Origin of the sequence: Caulobacter sp. 17J65-9, from assembly GCF_010975005.1 — a bacterium.
Classification (GTDB): Bacteria; Pseudomonadota; Alphaproteobacteria; order Caulobacterales; family Caulobacteraceae; genus 17J80-11.
In genome coordinates, this window is sequence record NZ_JAAIVC010000004.1 from 1 (window position 1) to 23,628 (window position 23,628).

Genomic DNA, 23,628 nt, shown 5'->3' on the forward strand with positions numbered 1-23,628 from the left:
GGCACGCTGTCGGCGGCGCGGGCTGACGCCGGCGCGCGCCTGGCCGAAGTGGTGATGGGCGAACTGACCCCGCTGAAACTGGAGAAGGCGCGCTTCCGCGTGGCGGTCGAGCCGCTGGCGGCCGAGCGCGCCGGCCCCGACGGCGCCGACCGGATCGAGTTCGAGATCGCCACCAACCCCGGCGCGCCGTTCGGCGGCCTGGGCGCGATCGCCTCGGGCGGCGAACTGGCCCGCTTCGCCCTGGCGCTGAAGGCGGCCCTGGCCGGCCGTGGCGCGGGCGCGACCATGATCTTCGACGAAGTGGATCAAGGCGTCGGCGGCGCCGTGGCCGACGCGGTGGGCCTGCGCCTGAAGCGCCTGGCCGGCGCCGGCCAGGTGCTGGTGGTCACGCACTCGCCCCAAGTGGCCGCCCGCGGCGACGCCCACTGGAAGGTGGCCAAGCGCGAAGCTTCCGGCGTCGTGCGCACCTCGGTGGCCACCCTGACCGCCGAGGAGCGCCTGGAAGAGCTGGCGAGAATGCTGGCTGGCGCCGAGGTCACCGAAGCCGCGCGAGCGGCGGCGCGGGCGCTGATGGCGTGAGCTTTTCTCCTCCCCTGCGGCGGAGCCGCGGGGGAGGGGGACCGCCCGCAGGGCGGTGGTGGGGGCGAGCGGCTGCCGATACGAATAAGGGGCGAACTACGCGTGCGCGGTTCGCCCCCTCCACCATGCTTCGCATGGTCCCCCTCCCCCGCTTCGCAGGGGAGGAGATGCTTAGAACGTCGGCCGGAACATCGGGCTGGCGGTGAAGATCTCCACGCCGTCCTCGGTCACGGCGACCGAGTGCTCGCACTGCGACGACAGCGACTTGTCACGGGTCACCGCGGTCCAGCCGTCGTTCAGCACCTTCACCTGCGGCTTGCCCAGGTTCACCATCGGCTCGACGGTGAAGAACATGCCCGGCTTCAGCACCGCGCCTTCGCCCTTGCGGCCGAAGTGCAGGACGTTGGGGTTGTCGTGGAACACCCGGCCCAGGCCGTGGCCGCAGAAGTCGCGCACCACCGAGCAGCGCTGGCTTTCGACGTACTGCTGGATGGCCCAGCCGATGTCGCCGAAGGTGTTCCCGGGCTTCACCTGGGCCAGGCCCAGGTCCAGCGCCTCGTAGGTGATGTCGATCAGGCGGCGCGCCTTGGGCGCGATCTCGCCGACCGGGTACATGCGGCTGGTGTCGCCGTGCCAGCCGTCGACGATGACGGTGACGTCGATGTTGACGATGTCGCCTTCGCGCAGGTTCCGCTCGCCCGGAATGCCGTGGCAGACCACGTGGTTGGGGCTGATGCAGACCGTGTGGTGGTAGCCGCGATAGCCGAGGCAGGCCGGCAGGCCGCCGTGGTCCAGCACGAAGTCGCGGGCCAGCTTGTCCAGCGCCTCGGTGTTCGCCCCCGGCACGACGTGGGGGGTGAGCATGTCCAGGCAGTCCGCCGCCAGCTTGCCGGCGCGGCGCATGCCCTCGAAGTCCTCGGGCTTGTGCAGCTTGATGCCGTTGGTGCGGGTGGTCGCTTCGGCGGACGCTTCGACGGTTTCCATGACGGCTTCCGGTGACTTACGGGCGCGACCGCCAGCGGAGCGGACGCTCCAGGCGGATGGCTTCGGGGCTCAGATGGCATCCGTAGCACAGAACTTCCACCCCCCGCGCGGCTGCGTCGCGCAGGGCCGGGCCATAGGCGCGGTCGATGTCGTCGGCCGTGTCGAACAGATCGCAGTCGGTGCGCTGGATCACGAACAGCATGACCGCCCGATGGCCCGCCTCGACCATGCGCTCCAGCGCCTTCAGGTGCTTCACGCCGCGCACCGTGACGCAGTCGGGAAACTCCGACACGCCCGGCTCGCGCAGGAAGTGGCTGTTCTTGATCTCGACGTAGCAGGGCGCCCGCGCGTCGTCCTCCAGCAGGATGTCGATGCGGCTGTCCGTGTCGTACTTCACCTCGCGCCGCAGCCGGGCGTAGCCGGCCAGCTCCGGGATCAGGCCGGCGGCGATGGCCTCCGCGCCCAGCCGGTTGGGATGCATGGTGTTGACCCCGACCAGGCCCGGGCCGGCCTCCACCATCTCCAGCGTGTGGGCCAGCTTGCGCTTGGGATCGTCGCTCTTCGACAGCCAGACCGCCTGGCCCGGCGCCTTCAGGCCCAGCATGGCGCCCGGATTGGGCACGTGGGCGGTGACCAGCCCGCCGCCGTCCAGCTCGACGTCGGCGAAGAAGCGCTTGTAGCGCTGGACCAGGCGGCCGCGGACCAGGGGGGAGGCGAATTGCATGGCTGGGTGTTAGCCCCCACTATTCGTCCCGTCATCCCCGCCTGACGACGCGGCCCGCCCGCGCCGGAGCGAAGCGAGCCCCGTGTCTTTGCGAAACGAAACGATGTCCGACCAGCCCAGCGCCGCCGTCCTGATCATCGGCGACGAAATCCTCTCCGGCCGCACCCAGGACACCAACCTCAACGTCATCGCCCGCTTTCTGGCCGACCTGGGCGTCGACCTGCAGGAGGCCCGCACTGTCGGCGACGGCCACGACCGGATCGTGGAGGCGCTCGACGCCCTGCGCGCCCGCTACGACTACGTGATCACCACCGGCGGCATCGGCCCGACCCACGACGACGTCACGGCCGAAGCGGTGGCGGCGGCCTTCGGCGTGGACCTGCCGTTCCACCCCGAGGCCCTGGCCATCCTCGAGCGGCGCTATGACGGCGACTTCAACGCCGCGCGGCGGCGCATGGCGCGCATCCCGCAAGGGGCGACCCTGATCCGCAATCCGGTCAGCGACGCGCCGGGCTTCCAGATCGACAACGTCTTCGTCCTGGCCGGCGTGCCGCAGATCATGACGGCCATGCTGGACGACGTGCGCCCGCGGATGCGGACCGGGCGGGTGAAGGTCGAACGCGCGGCGGTGGTGAGCGGGGCAGGGGAGGGCCTGCTGGCCGCCCCGCTCGAGGCGGCGGCCCGGGCTCGCCCCGACCTGTCCTTCGGCAGCTACCCCCGCTTCGCCGAGGGCGGCTGGGGCGTGAAACTGGTCGTCGGAGGTCGAGACGTCGCGGCGGTGGACGCGGCCACGCGGGAGCTGCTCGACCTGCTGCGCGAAGCCGGCGTGCCGAAGGCGGAGGTCGTGGACGCCTGAGGACTCGCGAGCGCCACGCGGGGTGCGTCCGCCGCGCCACAGACGCTGAGCTCCGACGTCCTCGCGCGCAACCGGCGCCGAGTCGCGGAGGTTTGTACCTCAATGCGAGCGTAGGGGGCGCGCCGCCTGTAGGAGGGAGCGCCCAGTGTCCAGTCTCGTACGTCGGTCCGTATCCGTCGCCGCCCTGATCGGGGGCGCGTCGCTCCTCGCGGGTCAGGCCCAGGCGGCCGGCTTCTACATCCAGGAACAGTCCGTGCGCGGCCTCGGCCGGGCCTTTTCCGGCGAGGCGGCCGACGCTGGCCCGGCCTCGCTGTGGTGGAACCCCGCCGCGATCGGCGGCGCCCCGCGCGAGGTCTACGCCGGCGTGTTCGGCGTCCTGCCGGAGACCAAGGTCGACGACCAGGGCTCGACCATCGACCGGCCGGTGGTGCCGGTCGCGCCGGTGGGCGGCCAGCCCCGCGCGTTCGGCCCGCTGCTGAACGGCGTCGTGCCGAACCTGGCCGTCTCCACGCCGGTCGGCGACAAGTTCGCCCTGGGCCTGTCGGTCAACGCGCCCTTCAACTTCACCACCAAGTACAGCTTCGACTCGTGGGCCCGCTACGAGGCGGTGAAGTCGCGCCTGAACACGGTCGACATCCAGATGACCGGCGCCTGGCGGATCACTGACGCCTGGACCGTGGCCCTCGCCGCCGACGCCCAGTACGCCGACGCGACCCTTTCGAACGCTTCGCCCAACCTGCCGACGGTTGTGGGCGGCCGTCTGGTGATCCCGAACGACGCCTTCGTCGAGCTGTCGGGCGACGGCTGGGAGTGGGGCTGGACGGCCGGCGTGATGGGCAAGATCGGCTCCGTCGACATCGGCGCGAGCTACCGGTCGAGCCTGGACCATGAACTCGACGGCACCGCCACCTTCACCAACTTCCTCGGGTCGCTGGCCGGCCAGAACGGCGCCCGCTCGGCGACCGCCACCTTCTCCACGCCGTGGATCGCCACCCTGGGCGGGCGCTGGGCGGCGACCGACCAGGCCACCATCAGCCTGCAGGTGCAGGAGGTCGGCTGGAGCGAGTTCGACGCCATCCGCATCGACCTGGGGACGACGCAGCAGGTGTCGCCGCAGGACTATGACGACACCACCACCGTGGCGCTGGGCGTGGACTACGCCTTCACGCCGACGGTGACCGGCCGCGCGGGCATCCAGTACGACCCGACGCCGACGCCCGACGGCAACCGCTCGCCGCGCGTGCCCGACGGCGACCGCCTGCTGTTCGGCGTCGGCGGCACCTTCACCCCGGTCGAGAACGTGCTGGTCGACGCGGGCCTGGCCTACGTCCACTTCGACGAGTCGAACATCAACCGCGAGACCACCTTCTACGAGGGTACGCCCGCCGCCACGCCGGTGGTGCTGGCGGGCACCGTGGAGGGCCACGCCGTGGTCATGGCCGTCGGCGGGCGCTGGCGGTTCTGAGGGCGCGGGCGTCGGGCCAAAAGAAAAGGCGGCGAGATCGCTCTCGCCGCCTTTTTGCTTTGCAGGGACTGATCAGTCCGCCGCGTTACGACGGCCCTGGCCGCCGCCGCCGCCGCCGCCGTTCCCGCCGCCCTGGCCGAAGCGACGGCGCTTGGGACGGTAGCTGCCGCCGCGCTTGGGAGCGCGCTGGCCTTCGGGACGGCCGCCTTCCGGCTTGGCCGCGCCGAACTCGCCGGCCATCGGGTCGTACTTGGCCCGCGGCGCGCCTTCAGCGTGGTGGGTGCGGTCGCGCCCTTCGGCGTGGTGGGTGCGGTCGCGCTTGGGACGACCCTGGCCGCGCGGCTGCTCCACGAGCTCCGGGGTCTTGGGCTTGCGGCCCGGATTGGCGGCCAGGATGGCCGCGTCCAGGGCGCCCAGCGCGCGGTCGTTGCGACGATCCCACGAGGGGATGGTCTGGCGGGTGACGCGCTGGATGTCCTTCAGCAGCTTGCGCTCGTCGTCGGCCACCAGGCTGACGGCCACGCCCGAGGCGCCGGCGCGCGCGGTGCGGCCGATGCGGTGGACGTAGGCTTCCGGCACGTAGGGCAGTTCGAAGTTGACCACGTGGGTGACGCCGTCGACGTCGATGCCGCGGGCGGCGATGTCGGTCGCCACCAGGGCGCGGACGCGGCCGTCCTTGAAGGCCTGGAGGGCGCGCTCGCGCTGGGCCTGGCTCTTGTTGCCGTGGATGGCCGCCGCTTCGACGCCGCCAGCCTCGAGATAGGCCGCGACCTTGTCCGCGCCGTGCTTGGTCTTGGTGAAGACCAGGGTGCGGGTGAACTTCGGATCCGAGAACAGCTCCGACAGCAGGGCGCGCTTGCGCACCTGCTCGACGAACAGCACCTGCTGCTCGACCTTTTCGGCGGTGGTCGCGGCCGGCTTCACTTCGACCTTGGCCGGGTCCTTCAGCAGCTCGCCGGCCAGCTTGCCGATCTCGCCCGGCATGGTGGCCGAGAAGAACAGGTTCTGGCGGTTCTTCGACAGCTTGGCGACGACCTGGCGGATCGGCTTCACGAAGCCGAGGTCGAGCATCTGGTCGGCCTCGTCGAGCACGAAGATCTCGGTGGCCGAGACGTCGATGGTCCGCTGCGACATGTGGTCGAGCAGGCGGCCGGGGGTGGCCACCAGCACGTCCACGCCACGCGACATGGCGCGCTCCTGCGGGCCGTACTTCACGCCGCCGAACACCACCGCGACGCTCATGCCGAGGTTGCGGCCGTAGGACTTGAAGCTCTCGGCGATCTGGCTGGCCAGTTCGCGGGTGGGCGACAGGATCAGCGCCCGGCAGGTGCGCGGCAGCGGCGCCTTACGGTCGGCCGCCAGGCGGTGCAGCATCGGCAGGGCGAAGGCCGCGGTCTTGCCGGTGCCGGTCTGGGCGATGCCCAGCAGGTCGCGGCCGGAGGCCACCAGCGGGATGGCCTGGGTCTGGATCGGGGTCGGCGTCTCGTAGCCTTCCTGGGCCAGGGCCTGGAGGATGGGTTTCGACAGGCCGAGGTCTTGGAACGTCTTCAAAATGAATGTCTTTCGCATGCGCCGGACGCGCGAACGCGCCGGCGTCCCCGCTGGCTCGAAGGATTCCGAGCGTCGGGGCGTTTCGGGGCGACGCCCCGCGTGCATGGGCGATCGAAGATTTGGATGGATACGGCGCTCGACAGGCAAGTCGACGAAGCGTCGTCGACCCTCACGCGGCTGGAGCACCGGAGGCTCGCAAAATGCGATGGGGGCCAAATGGACCCTGACGGTCGGAAAGTCAAGAAAAGCGGCGCGGCGGTCGGCGCGCACCCGTCGCCTGCCGGGCGCCGCCGCGCGACGCGAACGTCGGCTCAGCCCTTGGCGATGAGCGAAGCGAGGCCTTCCATCTCCGAATCCGTGAGGACGATGTTGATCGTACAGGTCTGCTCGGCGCCTTGGCCAGCGTACATGTAAATTCGGCTCTCGACATAGCGGACGAGAGGATCCTCGCCGCCGAGCATGACGTGGTCGCCGGCGGCCGGCAGCAGCGCCGGCAGGGCTTCGGGGCTGAACGCGAACGGCACGTCCAGCCGCTCCGGCAAGGCGCCGCCCTTGCGGCGATACTGAAACTGTATCTCGTAGCGCATGAACGCCTTTCCGGGGCAGACGCCCCTGCCGTCGTTTCTCAAGTGGCCTCGCCCGGCGACGGCGCCAGCAGGCGTGCAATTCCCGCCCTTCGTTACGAACGGTCCACGCGGCCGGGCGTTCTCATCAGAGCCTGATTGATTGACCGGCGGGCTGGAGCACCGATGGAGCAACAGAGCATCCCCGACCTGGAACAGCGACTCGTGGCGGCTGAGCGGCTCCTGAGCACTTTGGTGGCCGTCCTGTCGGTTCGGGACCCCGGTCTGCTCGACGATCTGGAAGCGGTTTTCGCCAAGCCGGAGTTCGCTTCGGACAAGGCGGGCCGAGCGGCGACCGAGACCTGGCGGAGGATCTCTGGAGGCCTCGCGGCCACCCGATCCCTCGTCCACGGCGACAAGGGACCGTGGCCCGCCGTCGAGTGACGAGTTTGAGGTGCGCATCATGCAAGACGACCCGCGCGACCAGAGCGAAGGCGAACATGCAAGGCGCGGCACGGCCCAGGAGGACGCCCGCTACGCTGAAACCGATCGCCGCGACGCACGCAACGAAGCCGAGCGGAAAAGCCGTCTATCGGCGAACCGGGCTCCTGAACCCGCGCCCGCGAGCCCAGTTCCGCCGAAGAGCTTCAAGCCTCGGGAAGAGACCGATCTGGAACGGCGCGTTCTCGCGCACGAGCGGGTGTTGGCGGTGCTGATCGCCGAACTGGCCCGCGAGCGGCCCGACCTTCTGTTGCATCTACAGGAGGTGTTCTCTCCGCATCCGCCGCTGGGGGCGTACGAGCAGGATTATACGGACACCGCCGGTTACGCCGACCAATTCATCCACGAAGCCAAGCGCCTATGGGACGCCTGGGACCATCGACCCCGCTGAGCGGCTCGCGCGAAAGCCCGACCATTCACACCGACGGTAGGCCGCGCGCGGTCCCAGTCGACCCGCGCGAACTCGCCCGTGACCTCGTCCGCTACCGTGATCCTGACCCACTCCGGAGCTGGACAGAACTCGCGCTCACCGCCGGGCCCCTGGCGCTGCTTTGGATGCTCGCCTGGGCGGCGCTAGCCCGGGACTGGTGGTGGGGACTGCTGCTGACGATTCCGGCCGCGGCCTTCCTGGTGCGGCTGTTCATGATCCAGCACGACTGCGGTCACGGCGCCTTCTTCCGCCGGCGCGCGACCAACGATTGGGTCGGGCGTGTCGCCGGGGTGCTCACCTTGACCCCGTACGACTGCTGGCGACGGCTGCACGCCTCGCATCACGCCGGTTCAGGCAATCTGGAGCGGGACGCGTTTGGCGGCATCGAGACCCTTGCCGTGGCCGATTACCTCGCCCTGTCGTGGCCGCGGCGGCTGCGCTACCGCCTGTTCCGCCACCCGTTGGTGCAGCTCGGCCTGGGGCCTGCCTACCTGTTCCTGTTGCAGCAACGGGTGCCGTTCGGGCTGATGCGCAAGGGCTGGCGCCCGTGGGGCAGCGCCATGGGCACGAACCTGGCGTTCGTCGGCTTCGCCGCCGCGGGCGCCGCGCTGTTCGGGGCGAAGGCGTTCCTGCTGGCCTATTTTGTCACCCTGATGCTGGCCGCCACCGCCGGAGTCTGGCTGTTCTACGTGCAGCACCAGTTCGAGCGGACCTTCTGGGCCCGGGACGCCGACTGGGACCTGCACGTGGCCGCGCTGCACGGCAGCTCGTACTACGACCTGCCCCAGCCTCTGCGCTGGTTCACCGCCGACATCGGCGTGCACCACGTCCACCACCTCAACAGCCGCATCCCGTTCTACCGCCTGCGCGAGGTGCTGCGCGACCGGCCGGAGCTGGCGACGTGCGGTCGGCTCGGCCTGATCGAGAGCGTGCGCAGCGTCCGGCTGGCGCTGTGGGATGAAGAGACGGGGCGCCTGATCGCCTTCCGCGACCTGCGCGGGCGGGCGACCTCGAGCCCGGCGGCCTGACGAACAGGCGGGACGCCGCGCGCCCTTGCGGGGAGACGGCGGAGCCGAATAGGTTCCCTGCCAACAAGTTCTCGGGAGGGACGCGTGTCCGTGAAAGTTTCTCGTCTCGCGCTGGCGCTCGCCGCCGGCGCCGTACTCGCCGCGCCGGTCGCTGAGGCCAAGCCGAAGAAGACCGCGCCGGCCGCGGCCGCCGCCCAGGCGCCGCTGCCCTACGCCGAGACCGCGGCCCAGCTGCGCGACAAGGCCATGAAGGGCTCGATCGCCTATTCGCTGGTCGAAGAGATCACCACTCGCTTCGGCCCGCGTCCGGCCGGCGGCACGGCCGAGCGGTCGGCGGCCGAGTGGGGCGCCCAGGAGCTGAAGAAGCTGGGCTTCACCAACGTCGAGATCCAGGACTTCCCGCTGCACACCTGGGTGCGCGGGGCCGAGCACGGCGAGATCGTCGCGCCCTTCCCGCAGCCGCTGGTGATCACCGCGCTCGGCGGTTCGCCGGCCACCCCGGCCGGCGGCATCGAAGCCGAGGCCGTGCTGTTCGACACCTACCAGGCCCTGCTGGACGCGCCGAAGGGCTCGCTCAACGGCAAGATCGCCGTGGTGCTGCAGCCGATGGCCCGGGTGACCGACGGCGCCGGCTACGGCCCGATCTCCAACATCCGTTCCAACGGCCCGGAAGCCGCCCGTGAGCGCGGCGCGATCGCCTTCGTGCTGCGCTCGGCCGGCACCGAGGACCACCGCTTCCCGCACACCGGCTCGACCAAGCGGGTCGAGGGCGGCATCCCGGCCTTCGCCGTGTCGCCGCCGGACGCCGAGCAGCTGGCCCGCGTCGCCGCCCGCGGCGGCCCGGTGAAGCTGCGCCTGTACTCGGAAGCCAGCTCGCCGGCCCAGATCGGCCGCTCGCAGAACGTCGTGGCCGAAATCCGCGGCCGCGAGCGTCCGGACGAGGTGATCGTCATCGGCGGCCACCTGGACAGCTGGGACAAGGGCACCGGCGCGATCGACGACGCCTCGGGCGTGGCCATCACCACCGCCGCCGCCAAGCTGATCGCCGAGCTGCCGCAGGCGCCCAAGCGCACCATCCGCGTGGTGTGGTTCGGCTCTGAAGAGCTGAGCCAGCCGTTCCCGCTGCCGGGCCTGTCGGGCGGCAACGCCTACGCCAACACCCACAAGGACAGCCTGGGCAAGCACGTGGCGGCCAGCGAGAGCGACTTCGGCGCCAACGTGATCTACAGCTTCGGCCTGCCCGCCGGCGCCCCGGCCGACTTCGCCAAGACCGCGGCCCAGGTGCTGGCCCCGATCAAGGTGATCCCGAGCAACGAGCCGGGCGAAGGCGGCGGCCCCGACATCGGCCCGATGGCCAAGCTGGGCGTGCCCGCCTTCCGCCTCAACCAAGACGGGTCTGACTATTTCGACGTACACCATACGCCGGACGACGTAATCGACCGGGTCGATCCTAAGTCTCTGGACCAGAACGTCGCCGCGTGGGCCGCCCTGTTGTGGCTGATCGCCGACAGCGACGTGGACTTCCGCAATGCGGCGCCAGCCCCGGCGGCTGCGCACTAGAAATCGCAGGTAATCGCGGAACGCACCGAGCCTTCGGGCGTTCTGATGACGCTGTGCATAAACTCTCCGAGGCTCCGGCGCTCCAAGCGTATCGGGCCTCTTTTTTTTGCCCACGCTTCGGCCGTCGCCACGCTTCCGCCGGACGGGCCGCCCTGCTAGCGTCCGCGCCGCACGGCTCTGGTGTGATCACCGGAGCCGGGGGCCTCAGCGGACGTGGCGAAATGGTAGACGCAGCGGACTTAAAATCCGCTTCGCGTAAGCGAGTGTCGGTTCGAGTCCGACCGTCCGCACCACCTGAAATCTGAGTGCTATCTGGCCCGCCGCGCGGCGCGCAGCGCCTCGTCCATGGCCGAGGCCAGCACCTCGACCTGGGGCGACTTGAGCATGGAGCCGTGGTCGCCGGGCAGGTCCAGCGCGGAGTAGGGGCCGCTGACCAGCGGCGCCCAGGCGCGCCCGGGATCTTCGACGTCGGGCCGCTCCTCGGGAATGAACAGGGCGACGGCGCCGTCGTAGGGCTGCGGCTCGTAGCGCAGGCAGGCCTTGCCGATGGTGGCGCCGAACCGCGACTGCTGGCCGACCTCGGCCGGGTCCAGCGCTTCTTCCAGGCGCCCGACCGCGCCGTCCAGCCGGTCGCGCAGGTAGGCCCAGCGCTCGGTCCCGCGCCGGCGCGCGATCTGGCCGGCGTGCAGGCGCAGCTTACTGGCGGCCATGGCCATGCGGCCCACGGCGCGCCGCTCGCCCGGATGCGGCGGGTCCAGCATCAGCACTAGGCCGACGTCCTGGCCTTCGGCTGTGAGCTGGCGGGCGGTCTCGTAGGCCAGCACGCCCCAGGCGCACCAGCCGCCGACGAAGTAGGGGCCCTGCGGCTGGATCGCGCGCATGGCCTGGATCATCTGCGGGGCCAGCTCGGCCAGGCTGAAGTTCTCCGGCAGGGGTACGGCGGTGTCGCGGCGCAGGCCCAGGAACGGCTGGTCCTTGCCGAGCGCGTTGGCCAGCGGCCAGAACAGCGCCCCGCCGTTCAGCCAGAACAGCGGCGGGCGCGTGCCGCCGGGCTGGATGTCGTTCACCCGCGGCCGCGCCGGGGCGCCGGCGGCGGCCAGCACGCCGGCCATGCGGCGCACGTCGGGCGCGCGGAACACGTCGGACAAGGTCAGCCGTTTGCCGAACGCGACCTCGATGCGGCGCAGCAGCTTGGCCGCCAGGATCGAGTGGCCGCCCAGGGCGAAGAAGCTGTCCAGCGCGCCGACCCTGGAGACGCCCAGCACCTCGGCCCAGATCGCGGCCAGCTTGCGCTCCATATTGCCCTTGGGCGCGATGAAGTCGGCGGCCGGCGCGGCGGTCGGCTCGGGCGCCTTCAGCGCCTGCCGGTCGACCTTGCCGCTGTTGGTGGTCGGCAGGGCCGGCAGCACCACGACGCGGGCGGGAACCATGTAGTCGGGCAGGGCTTCGGCCAGCCGGCGGCGCAGTTCGCCGGGATCGGGCGTCGCCGCGCCGGGGCGGCCGGCCACGAAGGCGGTCAGGCTGAGCGCGCCGCTGACGTCGGGCGAGGCCTTGATCGCGGCGGCGCCGACGCCCGGACAGGCGGCCACCGCCGCCTCGACCTCGCCGAGCTCGATGCGGAAGCCGCGCACCTTCACCTGGTCGTCGCGCCGGCCCAGGCACTCGACCGTGCCGTCGGCCCGCCAGCGGGCGATGTCGCCGGTGCGGTAGAGCGTGTCGCCGGGCGCGACCGCGCGGGTGACGAAGCGTTCGGCCGTCAGGTCCTCGCGGTTGCGATAGCGCAGGCCCACGCCCGCGCCGCCGATGTAGAGCTCGCCCGGCACGCCGACCGGCGCCGGGGCGCCGCCCGCGTCCAGCACGAACAGCCGCGCGTTGGCGATCGGCCGGCCGATCGGCACGGGGCCGTCTTCCCCCGCCGTGATCCGCTGGATGGCCGAATAGACCGTCGCCTCGGTCGGCCCATACATGTTCCAAAGCTCGGCGCAGCGCGGCAGCAGCTGCTCGGTCAGCTCGCGGGTCAGGGCCTCGCCGCCGCAGAAGATCCGCAGGCCCGCTCCGCCGGCCCAGCCTTCGTCCAGCAGCGAGCGCCAGGTGGTGGGCGTGGCGGCCACGGTGGTCACGCCGGTGGCCTGGATCAGGGTCGCCAGGCGGGCCGGGTCGGCGGCGGTGTCGCGCGTGGCCAGGATGGTGCGCCCGCCCGTGACCAGCGGCAGGAACAGCTCGGCCACCGACGCGTCGAAGGTGAGGGGCGCCAGGGCCAGCATGGTGTCGGCCGGCCCGAAGCCCGGGGCTTCCTGCAGCGCGCGGGTCAGGTTGACCACCGCCCGGTGCGGGATCTCGACGCCCTTGGGCTTGCCGGTCGAGCCCGAGGTGAACAGCACGTAGGCGACGTCCTGCGGCCCGACCTCGACGCTCGGGCGGCCCAGGGCCGGCAGGGCGGCGCGGGCGTCGCACAGCACCGTGCGCACGGTCTTCGGCAGTTGCGGGGCCAGGCTGCGCTGGGTCAGGGCGAGCATGGCCCCGGCCTCTTCCGTCAGCAAAGCCAGGCGGGCCGGCGGCAGGGCGGGATCCAGCGGCAGGTAGGCCGCGCCGGTCTTCATCACCGCCAGCAGGCCGGCGACCTGGTCGAACGAGCGCTCCAGGCAGACCGCGACCAGCTGTCCACGCTTCGCGCCCGCCGCGGCCAGGCGCGCCGCCAGCCGCTCGGCCCGAGCGTCCAGCTGGGCGTAGGTCCAGGTCGCGCCGTCCTCGAATTCCACGGCTACGGCGTCGGGCGTGCGCAGGGCCTGCGCCTCGATCGCGCCGTGGACGGTGGTCTGCGGGCAGGGGCGGGCGGTGTCGTTCCAGTCGACCAGCAGCCGCCGGATCTCCGCGTCCGGCGCCGCCGGCAGATCGCCCAGCGGACGGTCGGGCCTGGCTACGGCGGCCTCCAGCAGGGCGGTCCAGCCGTCGATCATGCGCCGCACGGTGGCCGCGTCGAACAGGTCGGCGCTGTAGACGAACCGGCCGATCACCGTGTCAGGCCGTTCCTCGACCTCGAGGAACAGGTCGAACTTCGAGACGCCGGTGTCGACCTCCATCTGGGTCAGGTCCCAGCCGTCGATGCTGGGCGCCTGGGGCTGCATGGAGAACATCACCTGGAACAGGGGATGGCGGCCGGGATCGCGCTGCGGCGCCAGCTCGCGCACCACCCGGTCGAACGGCGCCTCGGCCGCGGCCATGGCGGCCAGCGCCGTCTCGCGCACCTCGGCCAGATAGTCCCGGAACGGACGGTCGCGGGCGGGTCGGGTGCGCAGCACCACGCTGTTCAGGAAATAGCCCATCAGCCGCTGCAGCTCGGGGCGCGTGCGGGTGTCGACGACGCTGCCGACGGCCAGGTCGTCCTGGCCGGTGTAGCGGTGCAGCAGCGCCTTGAAGGCGGCCAGCAGGGTCGCGTAGGCGGTGACGTTTTCGCGTCGGCAGAACTCGCGCAGGCTGGCGGTGAAGTCCGGCGTCAGGCTGAAGGTCTCCGACCCGCCCGCATGGCTGGTCGCGGGCGGGCGCGGCCGGTCGCCGGCCAGCTCCAGCGCGGGCAAGTCCGCCAGACGCTCGCGCCAGTAGGACAGCTGCATCTCCAGGGCGGCGCCTTCGAGGCGCTGCGTCCGCCAGCAAGCGTAGTCGCCGTACTGCAGAGGAAGCGCGGGCAGGTCCGGTTCGCGGCCGGCGGCCAGCGCCGCGTAGATGGCCGCGAACTCGGGCAGCAGCACCCGGTTCAGGGTCACGCCGTCGAACACCAGGTGGTGCAGCGGCAGGAACAGCCGGTGATCGTCGTCGGCGAGCTTCACCAGCCGCGGATGCATCAGCGGCGCCCGCGTCGGGTCGATCGGCCGGCGCGCCTCCTCGGTCGCAAGCCGCACGGCCTCGGCCTCGCGCTCGCGCTCGGGCAGGTGGGTCAGGTCGGTGATCGGAAGCTCGACGCGCAGCTGGGGGCGGACCTCCTGCACCACCTCGCCGTTGGTGGCGACGAAGGCGGTGCGCCAGATCTCGTGGCGGCGGATCAGCTCGTTGAAGGCCGCCTCGAACACCGCGTGGTCGAAGGCGCCGCGACGATGAATGGTGATCGGCTCGTTGTAGAGCGGCAGGTGCGGGGCCATCGACCCGTGCAGCCAGACGTGGGTCTGCTCGGGCGTCAGGGGCAGGGGCTCGCCGGCCGGCCGGGTCGGCAGGACGTCCGCCGTCCGCGCGCCCTCGCCGCGCCGAAGCTTCTCCAGCAGGAGGCGCTTGCCCGCCGAAAGCGCGATCGACTCCGTCATGCCAGCCCCGTCGAAAGATCCCGTGGGTTCAGTCCAGCTGCAGCCGTTCGACCCGCACCGCGCAGCGCCCCTGTGCGACGACGCAGGCCTGGAAGGCCGCGGCCGGTTCGAACGGGTGGGTGGTCCAGTCCTGGCCGTCGGCGTCCGCGCCGTCCGCCGCCGCCTCCGCCAGGCCGACGCCGCGGGCCTTGCCCAGCGCCTCCATCAAGGTCCAGCTCTCGAAGAACCGGCGCAGCCGCCCGCCCGGCTCCAACGTGTGCAGCGCCCGCGCCTCGGCCGGCGGGAACCAGCGCTCGGCGATCTCGGCCGAGGCGTGGCGGGGATCGCGTCGCTCGACGTCGCAGCCGACCTCGCGGCCGCGCGCCACCGCGAACAGCGCCAGGCCGTGCGAATGGGAGAGGTTGAAGCGCACGTCGCAGTGCGGCAGCGACGGCTTGCCGAAGTCGTTGTGGTCGAAGACCAGGCGTTCGGGCGCGACGTCGACGTAGCGCGACAGCAGCTCGCGCAGCACGCCGCGGCGCAGCAGAAAGCGGCGCCGGTCGCGGTCGAAGCGGTATCGCTCCGCCCGCTCCTGTTCGTCGCGGCCGAGGCGGTCGGTGAACCGGGCGAGATCGCCGCGCATCGCGTCGAGGTCGACCCAGTAGGCGTGGACGGCGGCGGACACCGGTCAGGCCGCGGGCAGGGCCGGGCCGAACGACACGTGCAGCGCCTTCAGCCCGCGCAGAGCCAGGTTCTCGCGCCAGTGCAGGGGCTGCGGCTCCAGCGCCAGGTCGGGCAGCCGCCGTAGCAGGGTGGTGAAGGCGATCTGGCCCTCCATCCGGGCCAGCGGCGCGCCGAAGCAGAAGTGCGCGGCCCAGCTGAACGACAGGTGCTTGTTGTCGGCGCGCGTCAGGTCCAGCTCGTCCGGATCGCGGAAGCGGGCCGGGTCGCGGTTGGCGGCGGCCATCACGGCCATCACCGCGTCGCGCTTGCGCAGCAGCTTGCCGCCGACCAGCATGTCCTCGGCGACCATGCGGGCGGTGTGCTGGGTCGGGCTTTCGAAGCGCAGCAGCTCCTCGATCGCGGTCGGCATGATCGCCGGACAGTCGCGCAGCCGGGCCAGCTCCTCGGGCCGACGCAGCAGGGTCAGCAAGCCGTTGCCGATCAGGTTGGTGGTGGTCTCCTGGCCGCCGGTCATGATCAGTATGGCGTTGGCGACCACTTCCTCTTCGCTGAGCCGCGCCCCGTCGACCTCGGCGGTGGCCAGCGCGTGCAGCAGGCCTTCGCGCGGGGAGCTCTGCTGGTTGCGCAGGGCCGCGCGGAAGTAGGCGGTCATCTCCTCGATCGAGTTCAGGCTGCGTTCGGCCCGGTCGGGATTGTGCTGCAGGTTGCCGAGCACCTCGGCGAAGTCGGTGGACCAGGTCTTCAACTGCTCCCAGTCGGCGGCCGGCACGCCCAGCAGGCCGGCGGTGACGATCGCCGGCAACGGGCTGGCGAAGTCAGCGATCACGTCCATGCGGCCCTTGTCGGCCGCCTTGTCGATCAGGTCGTCGGCGATGTCCTGGACCTGCTGGCGCAGGGCCGCGACGCGCTTGGGCGTGAAGGCGGCCAGGCACAGGCCGCGCAGCCGGGTGTGGGCGTCGCCGTCCTTGAACAGCATCTGGCGCACCAGCACCTGGGCGATCGGAGTCAGGGCGTGCAGGCCCATGGCCTCCAGCTGCTCCGGGGTGGGCGTGCGCTCGGACGAGCACTTCTGCAGCACCGCCTGCACCTCGGCGTGGCCGGTCACCACCCAAGCGTGCAGGAACGGGTCCCAGTGCACCGGGTCGCGTTCGCGCATCGTCCGGTAGAGCGGATAGGGGTCGGCCAGCACCTGCGGGTCGAGCAGCTGGTAGAGGCTCAGGTCGGCGTCGTCCGACTGGGCGCGCGGGTGAATGTTCATCCGGTCCGGCTCCGCTTCGTCAGTCCGCCGCCGCAAGGCGCAGCGCTTCCTCGTCGCTCATGGCTTCCAGCGCTTCGAGCAGGAGGCCTTCGACCGCCTCGGCCAGCCGGGTCACGGTCTTGGCCTCGAACAGGTGGCGGAGCGTCACCTCCACCCCGAACGCCTCGCGGGCGCGCATCACCACCTGGGTGGCCAGCAGGGAGTGGCCGCCGAGCAGGAAGAAGTTGTCGTCGACGCCGACCCGCTCCAGGCCGAGCACCGCCGCGACGATCTCCGCCAGGCGCGCTTCGGTCGGGGTCTGCGGCTCCCGTGTGGGCGCGAGGCCGGCCAGGTCGGCGTAGCCGGGCTCCGGCAGGGCCGCCTTGTCCAGCTTGCCGTTGGCGGTGAGCGGCAGGGCGGAAAGCGCGGTGAAGCTGCCCGGCAGCATGTACTCCGGCAGCAGCACGGCCAGGAATTCGCGCAGCGCCGTCGGATCGGGCGGCGGGGCCTGGGCCGCGACGACGTAGGCCGCCAGGCTGCGCTGGCAGCCGACCTCGCGCGCCACGACAGCGCTTGCGGCCACGCCGGGGTGGCGGTTCAGGGCGGCGGCGACCTCGTCGGGCTCGACCCGGTGGCCGCGGATCTTCACCTGGTCGTCGATCCGGCCGTGGAATTCGATCTGGCCGTCCGGGCGCCGCCGGCCGAGGTCGCCGGTGCGATAGAGTCGCGCGCCGGGCCGGTCGCTGAAGGGATCGGGCACGAACCGCTCGGCGGTCAGGTCCGGGCGGTTGCGATAGCCGCGACCCACGCCCGTGCCGCCGATGTAGATCTCGCCGACCCCGCCGTCGGCCACCGGCTCGCCGTCGGAATCGAGCAGATGGATCTGGGTCTCGGCGATCGGGCGGCCGATCGACGGCAGGACGGCGTCGCCGGCCTCGGGCGCGATCACGCCGGAGGTCGCCACCACCGTGCATTCGGTCGGGCCGTAGTTGTTCACCAGGGCGAAGGGCAGGCCGGCCGGCGGATAGCTGTGCAGCGTGTCCGCGCCGGTCAGCAGGAAGCGCAGGGCGGTGTCGGCCGGCCAGGAACGGGTCAGCAGCGGCTCGGCCAGGGTGGTCGGCACGAAGGCGGTGCTGATCTGCTGCCGGACCAGCCAGTCGCCCAGCGCCTGCGGCGAGGTGCGCACGTCGTCGTCGGCCAGCACCACGGTGGCGCCGGCGGCCAGGGCGGGCCAGAGCTCCCACACCGCGGCGTCGAAGCCCAGGCCGGCGACGTGGCTGGCGCGGTCGTTCGGGCCGGTCCCGAAGGCGGCCTGATGCCAGAGCACCAGGTTGAGCAGGGCGCCGTGCGTGATCTCCACGCCCTTGGCGGCGCCGGTCGAGCCGGAGGTGTAGACCAGATAGGCCAGGGCGTCGGCCTCAGGCGAGACGGCCTCGAACGGCGGGCAGGCGTCGATGGCCGAGGCGTCCCGCTCGAACGCGACGGACGCGCGGCCCGGACCCGCCAGTTGGTCGGCGATGTACAGTTCGGCGACGACCACCGGCGCGCCGGCGTCGTCGAGCAGGGCGCGGATACGGTCCTTCGGCCAGTCCGGGTCCAGCGCCACGAAGGCCGCGCCGGCGCGCCAGATCGCCAGGGCGGCGACGACGCGCTCGAACGAGCGGGGAAGACAGAGACCGATCGGCACGTCGGGCCCGGCGCCCAGGCGGCGCAGATAGGCCGCCAGCCGGTCCGCCGCGCGGACCAGTTCGCCGTAGGTCATGTGTCCGTGGCCGGACTCCAGGGCCGGCGCCTCCGGCGCCTGTCTGGAGCAGGCCGCGACGCGTTGCGGCACGGTTGTTTCGGGTGGCGCGGGCGCAAGTTCAGCCGCCGCCCGGATTCCGGACGCGAAACCCCCTGAAAGCATGCTGGACGCCCCTCTTTACGGGTTTTGACCACGCGGAAGGCGACGCGACTGAAACTGTGCTGCTAACCGTCGCTGAAACCAGCGGGTTCCACCGCACCGCGAGTTCAAATGGCGGCGGGCGCCGGCGCCACAGTGTTACGCATGTTGCAGATCGTAACGCGTGACGCCGCTCCGCTTGCGCGCCGGGGGCTGGCCGCGCGCTTCGGTGATCGCCGCGACCGAGACGACGACCGGGCGGTTGACCCGCGGCGTTCGGGATCGTCCTTCCTGAAGCGCGGAGCCAGGAGAGACTCGTGAGACCTATCCGCAGGTGGGTGGTGACGGCGCTCGGGTTGGCGCTGCTGGCCGCGGCGGGCGCTGCGGCCGTTACCTACGACCGGTACATGAGAAATCCCCGGTTCCTCGCGGCTCCCGCCCGGGCGAGCCACGCACGGCTTCTGGCTCCGGGGCTGGAACTGGTGACGCCGCCGGGGGCCGGCCCGTTCCCGACCGTTCTGCTCGTTCATGGGTGCGGGGGACTGCACGGAGAGAAAGGTCCGAACCCGATCATGGACGAATACGCCCGCTCGGCTGTCGAGGCCGGATGGGCCGCAGCCATTCTCGACAGCTATGCGCCCCGCGAGTGGGAGGCGCCCTGGGCCCGAAGGCGGGTGTGCACAGGTCTCCGGCTCCAGGGCTATCGCCGCGCCGCCGACGTCCTGGCCGCCCTCGACCTGTTGGAGGCTGACGCCCGGGTCGACCATCAGCACCTGCGCATCGCGTCCTGGAGCCACGGCGGCTGGGCGGTCGGGGATCTGGTCACGCTGCGTGACCCAGGCGACGGAAGCTTCAGCACGACCATGGCCGATGTCGAGGCCACCTACTTCACTTACCCCTGGTGCGGCTTCCCTTCCCAGGGCGGCCGCCGGGATTGGACGTGGAAGGGTGGCGTCCGCTTCGTGTTTGCGGAGCACGATACGGTGCAGAGCGCGGCGGGTTGCGGCCCGATGGTGGAACGGGCGCGCAACGGGGGCTCCAAGGTCGAGACGGTCGTGTTTCCAGGCGTCACGCACGCCTTCGACGAACGGGTCCAGTCGGCGGGCTCGACCTTCAAGTTCGATCCCGCCGCCACTGACCGCGCCCATGCGGAGTTCATCACCTGGCTGAAGACCCCGGCGCCACCGCCTTCCGGGCGCCAGGATTGAGCTTTCCCTCTCGCGCGCCGGCGACCCGGTTGCGCCGCCTCGAAGACCAGGCGTGCGCGCTACCCGGATTGTCCGGCGGCGATCACGAGCGGTCTTCGACGGGACATCACCGCCCGGTCAGCTCCTTCACCAGCCGCTGCTGGCCGTAGACCTTGTCGAGCGCTTCGGTGATCGCCGCGGCCGAGACCACGACCGAGCGGTTCACCCGCGGGTCGTAGCCGAAGGCGTTGCGCTGGGTCAGGAAGGTCGAGTCGAAGTTGGCCCCGATCAGCTCGCCCTTCGCGTTGACCGCCGGCGAGCCGGAGCTGCCGCCGATGGTGTCGGTCGACACGGTCATGTCCATCACGCCGTCGGCCGGGAGCTTGCCCTTGGCGGCCTCGATCTGCTTGGCCAGCACGAACGGCTCCGAGCCGGTCGCCCGGTCGAACAGGCCCGACCAGGTGGTGAACGGACCGATCATTTTCCCGTCCTGCTCCCAGCCTTCGATACGGCCCCAGGAGAGACGCAGCGTGCCGGTGGCGTCGGGATAAACGTCGGTGCCGTAGACGGCGAAGCGGGCGCGGGCCAGCTGCTCGGCGGCGCGGTCGGTCGGGCCCTGGACGCGCTCCTCCCACTGGCTGCGGGCGGTGCGGGCGTCGTCCTGCATGGCCAGGGCCAGGCGGATCATCGGATCGTCCGACGCCTGCACGGCGGCCAGGCCGCCGTCCCACAGCGCCTTGCGGAAGGCCGGGTCGCCGACCTTGGTGCCTTGCGCGGCGCGCTGGGCCAGGGCCTCGGGCGACTCCTTGCCCAGCAGACGGCGCACGCGCGGATCGTCGGCCGTCAGGAATTCACGGGTCTTCGACAGCCAGAAGCCGAGCTGCAGGGCCTCCAGCTCCGGATAGGAGGGCTTGGCGTCCAGCAGCTGCTTCTCGAGCAGGGGCAGGCGGGAGTCGGCGTATTCCGGAAGGCGGTCGGCCGACGGCTTGGCCCGCTCCTGGGCGGCGCGCACCAGGTCGCGCGCTTTGGCGAACAGGTCCGAACCGCCGCCGGCGCCGGACTCCAGGAAGTAGTAGGCGGGATACAGCTCGGCGTAGTCGTCCTGCACCGCGGCGATGTCCGTCCACGGATCGCCGATCTCGGCCTTCAGCGCCGGGTCGGCCTGGACGCGGGCGATCAGGTCGGCCTCCTCGCGCGCCTTGCCGGCCATGAAGGCCGGGTCGATCAGGGCGCGCTGCTGGCCGCGGCCGCGCTTGTAGCGGTTCTCGACGCCGTCCAGCGTGTCGGCCGAGATGAAGCGGTTCTGCTCGCTCTCTTCACGGAAGCGCAGCAGCCGGCCGCGGAATTCCGAGCGGGTGGTCTGCTCCAGCGGCAGGGTGACGTCGCGCAGGGTGGAGAGCTGGCTCTGGGTCAGCAGGCGCGAGGTGGCGCCCGGGTTGCCGGCGATGAACACCGGCTCGCCGGCGGTCGGCCTGGAGGCGTTCCACTTCAGGTGACCCGGCGTGGACAGCGGCTTGCCGTCGGCGCCGTAGATGCGCAGGAAGCCGGCGTCGACCGCGAAGCGCGGGAAGTTGAAATTGTCCGGATCGCCGCCGAACGCCGCCGCCGCGTGCTCCGGCGAGAAGGCCAGACGCACGTCGGTGTGGCGCTTGTAGCGATACAGCTTGAACTGGCCGCCGCGGTACAGGCTGACCACCTGGCAGCGGGTGGTCTTGTCGGCGCCGCAGGCCTCCTGCTCGATGGCGGTCATTTCGGCGTCGCGGGCCTTGGTGAAGGCCTTGCCGGTCTTGCCGGCCGCCGCGCCCTGCACCCGGGCGGTGACGTCGGTGATTTCGGTCAGCACCTCGGCGGTCATGCCGGGGCACTTGCGCTCCTCCTCGCGGGTCTTCGGCGAGAAGCCGTTCGCCACGAAATCCTGCTGCGGCGTCGACAGGTTCTGGGCGCAGGAGATGACGCAGTGGTTGTTGGTCAGGATCAGGCCGTCCGGCGACACCAGCGACGCCGAGCAGCCCGGAATGCGCACCGAGGCGCTTCGCACGCGGTCCAGCCAGGCCTGGTCGATCTTGGTGCCCAGCGCCTGATTCACCTTGGCGATCGGGAAGGCGTCGAAGGTCCACATGCCTTCCCCGGCTATGGCGGGGGCGGCGAAGGCGAGCAGGGCGGCGGCGGCCGCGAGGGTGCGAACGGTCATGCCGTCTGCTTAGCGTGGCCGGACGGTCGCCGCCAGCGTGGCCGCAAACCCCGAATGCTCAAGGTGTTGCGATTATGACGGCCAAGGAACCTGCGCTCGTCGGCTCCGGTTAGACTGCCTGCGCCGCACGAATGTGGCGGCGAAGTGGCGAACGGTGAAGCTTACCGCTTCCATTACGGCCATGGTTCTTCGTGAATGACCTTGGTTCCTTTTCCGCTTCCAGGTGGATGGAGAGAAAGTTCATGCTGAGCCGGGAGCCGCAACTGCTCGCTCAACTCACCCAGCGGGAGTCACAGGTGTTGCGCCTGCTGGCGGCCGGCCTCTCGTCCAAGGAGGTGGCGCAGGAACTGGCCATCGCGCCCCGGACGGTGGAGCGCTACATCGATCAGGTCCGCCTGAAGACCCGCGCGCGCAACCGCACGCACATGGTGGTCGAGGCGATCCGCATCGGCCTCATCACGCCAGCCTAAATCCTCTGGTCTGATACCGAGCCTTGGTCTCGACCGCGCCGCCGCCCCGACGCTAGACAGGGGCGGCTTGGGGAGGCGAGGCGATGCTGGAGATCACACCGGAACGACAGGCTGACGCCCTGCGCCATCTGGAGGCGGCCGAACGCGCCGCCCGCACGCTGCCCGGCTGGACCGCGCCGAAAGCGCCGCCGGTCCGGCGCGTGGGCGTGGTCGGTGCCGGTACGATGGGCGCGGGGATCGCGGCCAGCTTCCTCAACGCGGACTTCGAGGTCGTCCTGCTGGATGTCGACGCGGCCGGCCTTGCGCGCGGGCAGAAATCCATCTCCGGAATTTTCCAGCGCTCGGTCGAGCGCGGCCGGCTGAGCGCCGACGAGGCGCAGGCGCGCCTGGGCCGACTGGAGGCGACCCAGGACTGGGCCCGCTTCGCCGACGCCGACCTGGTGATCGAGGCGGTGTTCGAGGGCATGGCGCTCAAGAAGGAGGTGTTCGGCGAGCTGGAGGCGGTCTGCCGTCCCGACGCGCTGCTGGCCACCAACACCTCCAGCCTCGACGTCGACGGGATCGCGGCGGCGACGGGCCATCCCGAGCGGGTGCTGGGCCTGCACTTCTTCAGCCCGGCCAACGTCATGCCGCTGGTCGAGATCGTGCGCGCGGAGAAGACGTCGGACGCGGCGCTGGCGTCGGCCTTCGCGGTCACCGAGGCGATCGGCAAGGTCGGCGTGGTCTCGCGCGTGGGCTTCGGCTTCATCGGCAACCGCATGCTGCAGCCCTACGGCCGTGAGGCGCAGCGCCTCCTGCTGGAGGGCGCCTCGCCGGCCCAGGTCGACGGTGCGCTGGAGGCGTTCGGCATGGCCATGGGCCCGCTGGCGGTGGCGGACCTGGCCGGCATCGACGTCGGCGTGCGCGTGCGCGCCGAGCAGCCGAACCCGCCGAGCGATCCCAGCTTCTTCCTCCCAGCGCGGCTGATGTTCGAGCGCGGCCGCTACGGCCAGAAGACCGGGGCGGGCTTCTACCGCTACGACGCGGCGACGCGCGCTCGGACGCCCGATCCGGAGGTCGACGCCGTCCTGGCCGAAGCCGCCGCCGGGCTCGGGATCGAGCGGCGCGCGGTGACGGACGACGAGATCCGCGAGCGCTGCCTGTACGCCCTGATCAACGAGGGCGCGCAGCTGCTGGAGGAGGGGATCGCGCTGCGAGCGTCGGACGTCGACGTGGTCTGGACCCGCGGCTACGGCTTCCCCAAGGCCCGCGGCGGCCCGATGTTTTACGCCGATACGGTCGGCTTGCCGACGGTGGCGGAGCGGGTGCGGGTGTACGGCTGGCGCCTCGCGCCGCTGCTGGAACGGCTGGCGGCGGAAGGGTCGAGCTTCGAGGGGACGCTGGAAAGATCTGATTTCTTGAACCCTCTCCCGCCTGGGCGGGAGAGGGCAGGGTGAGGGTAGGGGAAACTCGACATCAGCCGTCG

18 protein-coding genes, 1 tRNA gene and 1 pseudogene are annotated in these 23,628 nt (G+C 71.6%); 11 read left to right on the plus strand and 9 right to left on the minus strand.

Annotated features, from left to right (window positions below; genetic code table 11):
* Positions 1-579 (plus strand): annotated as a pseudogene (locus G3573_RS01435) (DNA repair protein RecN); the annotation flags it as partial.
* 171 nt (positions 580-750) lie between these two features.
* Here G3573_RS01435 and map read toward each other — a convergent pair.
* Positions 751-1,563, minus strand: a complete 813-nt coding sequence (map, locus tag G3573_RS01440; RefSeq protein WP_163259070.1) for a type I methionyl aminopeptidase — start codon at positions 1,561-1,563, stop codon at positions 751-753.
* 16 nt (positions 1,564-1,579) lie between these two features.
* Positions 1,580-2,287 carry a DNA/RNA nuclease SfsA gene (sfsA, locus tag G3573_RS01445; protein ID WP_163259071.1) on the minus strand — a complete coding sequence of 236 codons (708 nt, stop codon included), beginning with the start codon at positions 2,285-2,287 and terminating at the stop codon, positions 1,580-1,582.
* Between the two features lie 103 nt (positions 2,288-2,390).
* Between sfsA and G3573_RS01450 the strand changes: the two genes are divergently transcribed.
* On the plus strand, positions 2,391-3,143 hold the full coding sequence (locus G3573_RS01450) for a molybdopterin-binding protein (protein WP_163259072.1): 753 nt from the start codon (positions 2,391-2,393) through the stop codon (positions 3,141-3,143).
* A gap of 145 nt (positions 3,144-3,288) precedes the next feature.
* A complete protein-coding gene (locus G3573_RS01455; protein WP_346427322.1) occupies positions 3,289-4,608 on the plus strand; it encodes an outer membrane protein transport protein in 1,320 nt (439 codons plus the stop codon).
* 72 nt (positions 4,609-4,680) lie between these two features.
* Here G3573_RS01455 and G3573_RS01460 read toward each other — a convergent pair whose 3' ends face one another.
* Together G3573_RS01460 and G3573_RS01465 are read right to left on the minus strand one after the other, a co-directional pair.
* Positions 4,681-6,159, minus strand: a complete 1,479-nt coding sequence (locus tag G3573_RS01460; protein ID WP_163259073.1) for a DEAD/DEAH box helicase — start codon at positions 6,157-6,159, stop codon at positions 4,681-4,683.
* A 311-nt stretch (positions 6,160-6,470) separates the two neighbouring features.
* On the minus strand, positions 6,471-6,746 hold the full coding sequence (locus tag G3573_RS01465) for a hypothetical protein (protein ID WP_163259074.1): 276 nt from the start codon (positions 6,744-6,746) through the stop codon (positions 6,471-6,473).
* Between the two features lie 162 nt (positions 6,747-6,908).
* Between G3573_RS01465 and G3573_RS01470 the strand changes: the two genes are divergently transcribed.
* From G3573_RS01470 to G3573_RS01490, 5 genes are all read left to right on the plus strand, one after another.
* Positions 6,909-7,166 carry a hypothetical protein gene (locus tag G3573_RS01470; RefSeq protein ID WP_163259075.1) on the plus strand — a complete coding sequence of 86 codons (258 nt, stop codon included), beginning with the start codon at positions 6,909-6,911 and terminating at the stop codon, positions 7,164-7,166.
* A gap of 10 nt (positions 7,167-7,176) precedes the next feature.
* Positions 7,177-7,614 carry a hypothetical protein gene (locus G3573_RS01475; RefSeq protein ID WP_163259076.1) on the plus strand — a complete coding sequence of 146 codons (438 nt, stop codon included), beginning with the start codon at positions 7,177-7,179 and terminating at the stop codon, positions 7,612-7,614.
* 164 nt (positions 7,615-7,778) lie between these two features.
* Positions 7,779-8,681 (plus strand): fatty acid desaturase, encoded by a 903-nt coding sequence (locus G3573_RS01480; RefSeq protein WP_205598004.1) that lies wholly within the window; start codon positions 7,779-7,781, stop codon positions 8,679-8,681.
* Between the two features lie 84 nt (positions 8,682-8,765).
* Positions 8,766-10,241 carry a M20/M25/M40 family metallo-hydrolase gene (locus tag G3573_RS01485; protein ID WP_163259078.1) on the plus strand — a complete coding sequence of 492 codons (1,476 nt, stop codon included), beginning with the start codon at positions 8,766-8,768 and terminating at the stop codon, positions 10,239-10,241.
* A 207-nt stretch (positions 10,242-10,448) separates the two neighbouring features.
* Positions 10,449-10,534, plus strand: a tRNA-Leu gene (locus tag G3573_RS01490).
* A gap of 15 nt (positions 10,535-10,549) precedes the next feature.
* On the opposite strand, the gene G3573_RS01495 is transcribed toward G3573_RS01490, so the two are convergent.
* Genes G3573_RS01495 through G3573_RS01510 form a run of 4 tightly spaced genes read right to left on the minus strand, consistent with a single transcriptional unit; the run spans position 10,550 to position 18,267 of the window.
* A complete protein-coding gene (locus tag G3573_RS01495) occupies positions 10,550-14,533 on the minus strand; it encodes a non-ribosomal peptide synthetase (protein ID WP_163259079.1) in 3,984 nt (1,327 codons plus the stop codon).
* 28 nt (positions 14,534-14,561) lie between these two features.
* On the minus strand, positions 14,562-15,197 hold the full coding sequence (locus G3573_RS01500) for a 4'-phosphopantetheinyl transferase superfamily protein (RefSeq protein WP_163259080.1): 636 nt from the start codon (positions 15,195-15,197) through the stop codon (positions 14,562-14,564).
* Positions 15,198-15,200: 3 nt separating this feature from the next.
* Entirely contained in the window at positions 15,201-16,454 is a 1,254-nt protein-coding gene (locus tag G3573_RS01505; protein ID WP_163259081.1) for a cytochrome P450, read from the minus strand.
* A 19-nt stretch (positions 16,455-16,473) separates the two neighbouring features.
* The gene (locus G3573_RS01510) at positions 16,474-18,267 is read right to left on the minus strand and encodes a non-ribosomal peptide synthetase (protein ID WP_163259082.1); all 1,794 of its coding nucleotides are present in this window, start codon (positions 18,265-18,267) and stop codon (positions 16,474-16,476) included.
* A 404-nt stretch (positions 18,268-18,671) separates the two neighbouring features.
* Between G3573_RS01510 and G3573_RS01515 the strand changes: the two genes are divergently transcribed.
* On the plus strand, positions 18,672-19,523 hold the full coding sequence (locus tag G3573_RS01515; RefSeq protein WP_163259083.1) for a dienelactone hydrolase family protein: 852 nt from the start codon (positions 18,672-18,674) through the stop codon (positions 19,521-19,523).
* Positions 19,524-19,629: 106 nt separating this feature from the next.
* Here the strand turns inward: G3573_RS01515 and G3573_RS01520 are convergent, their stop codons facing one another.
* Positions 19,630-21,693: a S46 family peptidase gene (locus G3573_RS01520; RefSeq protein ID WP_163259084.1), complete on the minus strand. Its 2,064-nt coding sequence runs from the start codon at positions 21,691-21,693 to the stop codon at positions 19,630-19,632.
* Positions 21,694-21,935: 242 nt separating this feature from the next.
* On the opposite strand from G3573_RS01520, the gene G3573_RS01525 reads away from it, so the two are divergent.
* Together G3573_RS01525 and G3573_RS01530 are read left to right on the plus strand one after the other, a co-directional pair.
* The gene (locus tag G3573_RS01525; RefSeq protein WP_163259085.1) at positions 21,936-22,163 is read left to right on the plus strand and encodes a helix-turn-helix transcriptional regulator; all 228 of its coding nucleotides are present in this window, start codon (positions 21,936-21,938) and stop codon (positions 22,161-22,163) included.
* A gap of 83 nt (positions 22,164-22,246) precedes the next feature.
* Positions 22,247-23,599: a 3-hydroxyacyl-CoA dehydrogenase gene (locus tag G3573_RS01530; protein WP_163259086.1), complete on the plus strand. Its 1,353-nt coding sequence runs from the start codon at positions 22,247-22,249 to the stop codon at positions 23,597-23,599.
* Positions 23,600-23,628 lie beyond the last annotated feature (29 nt).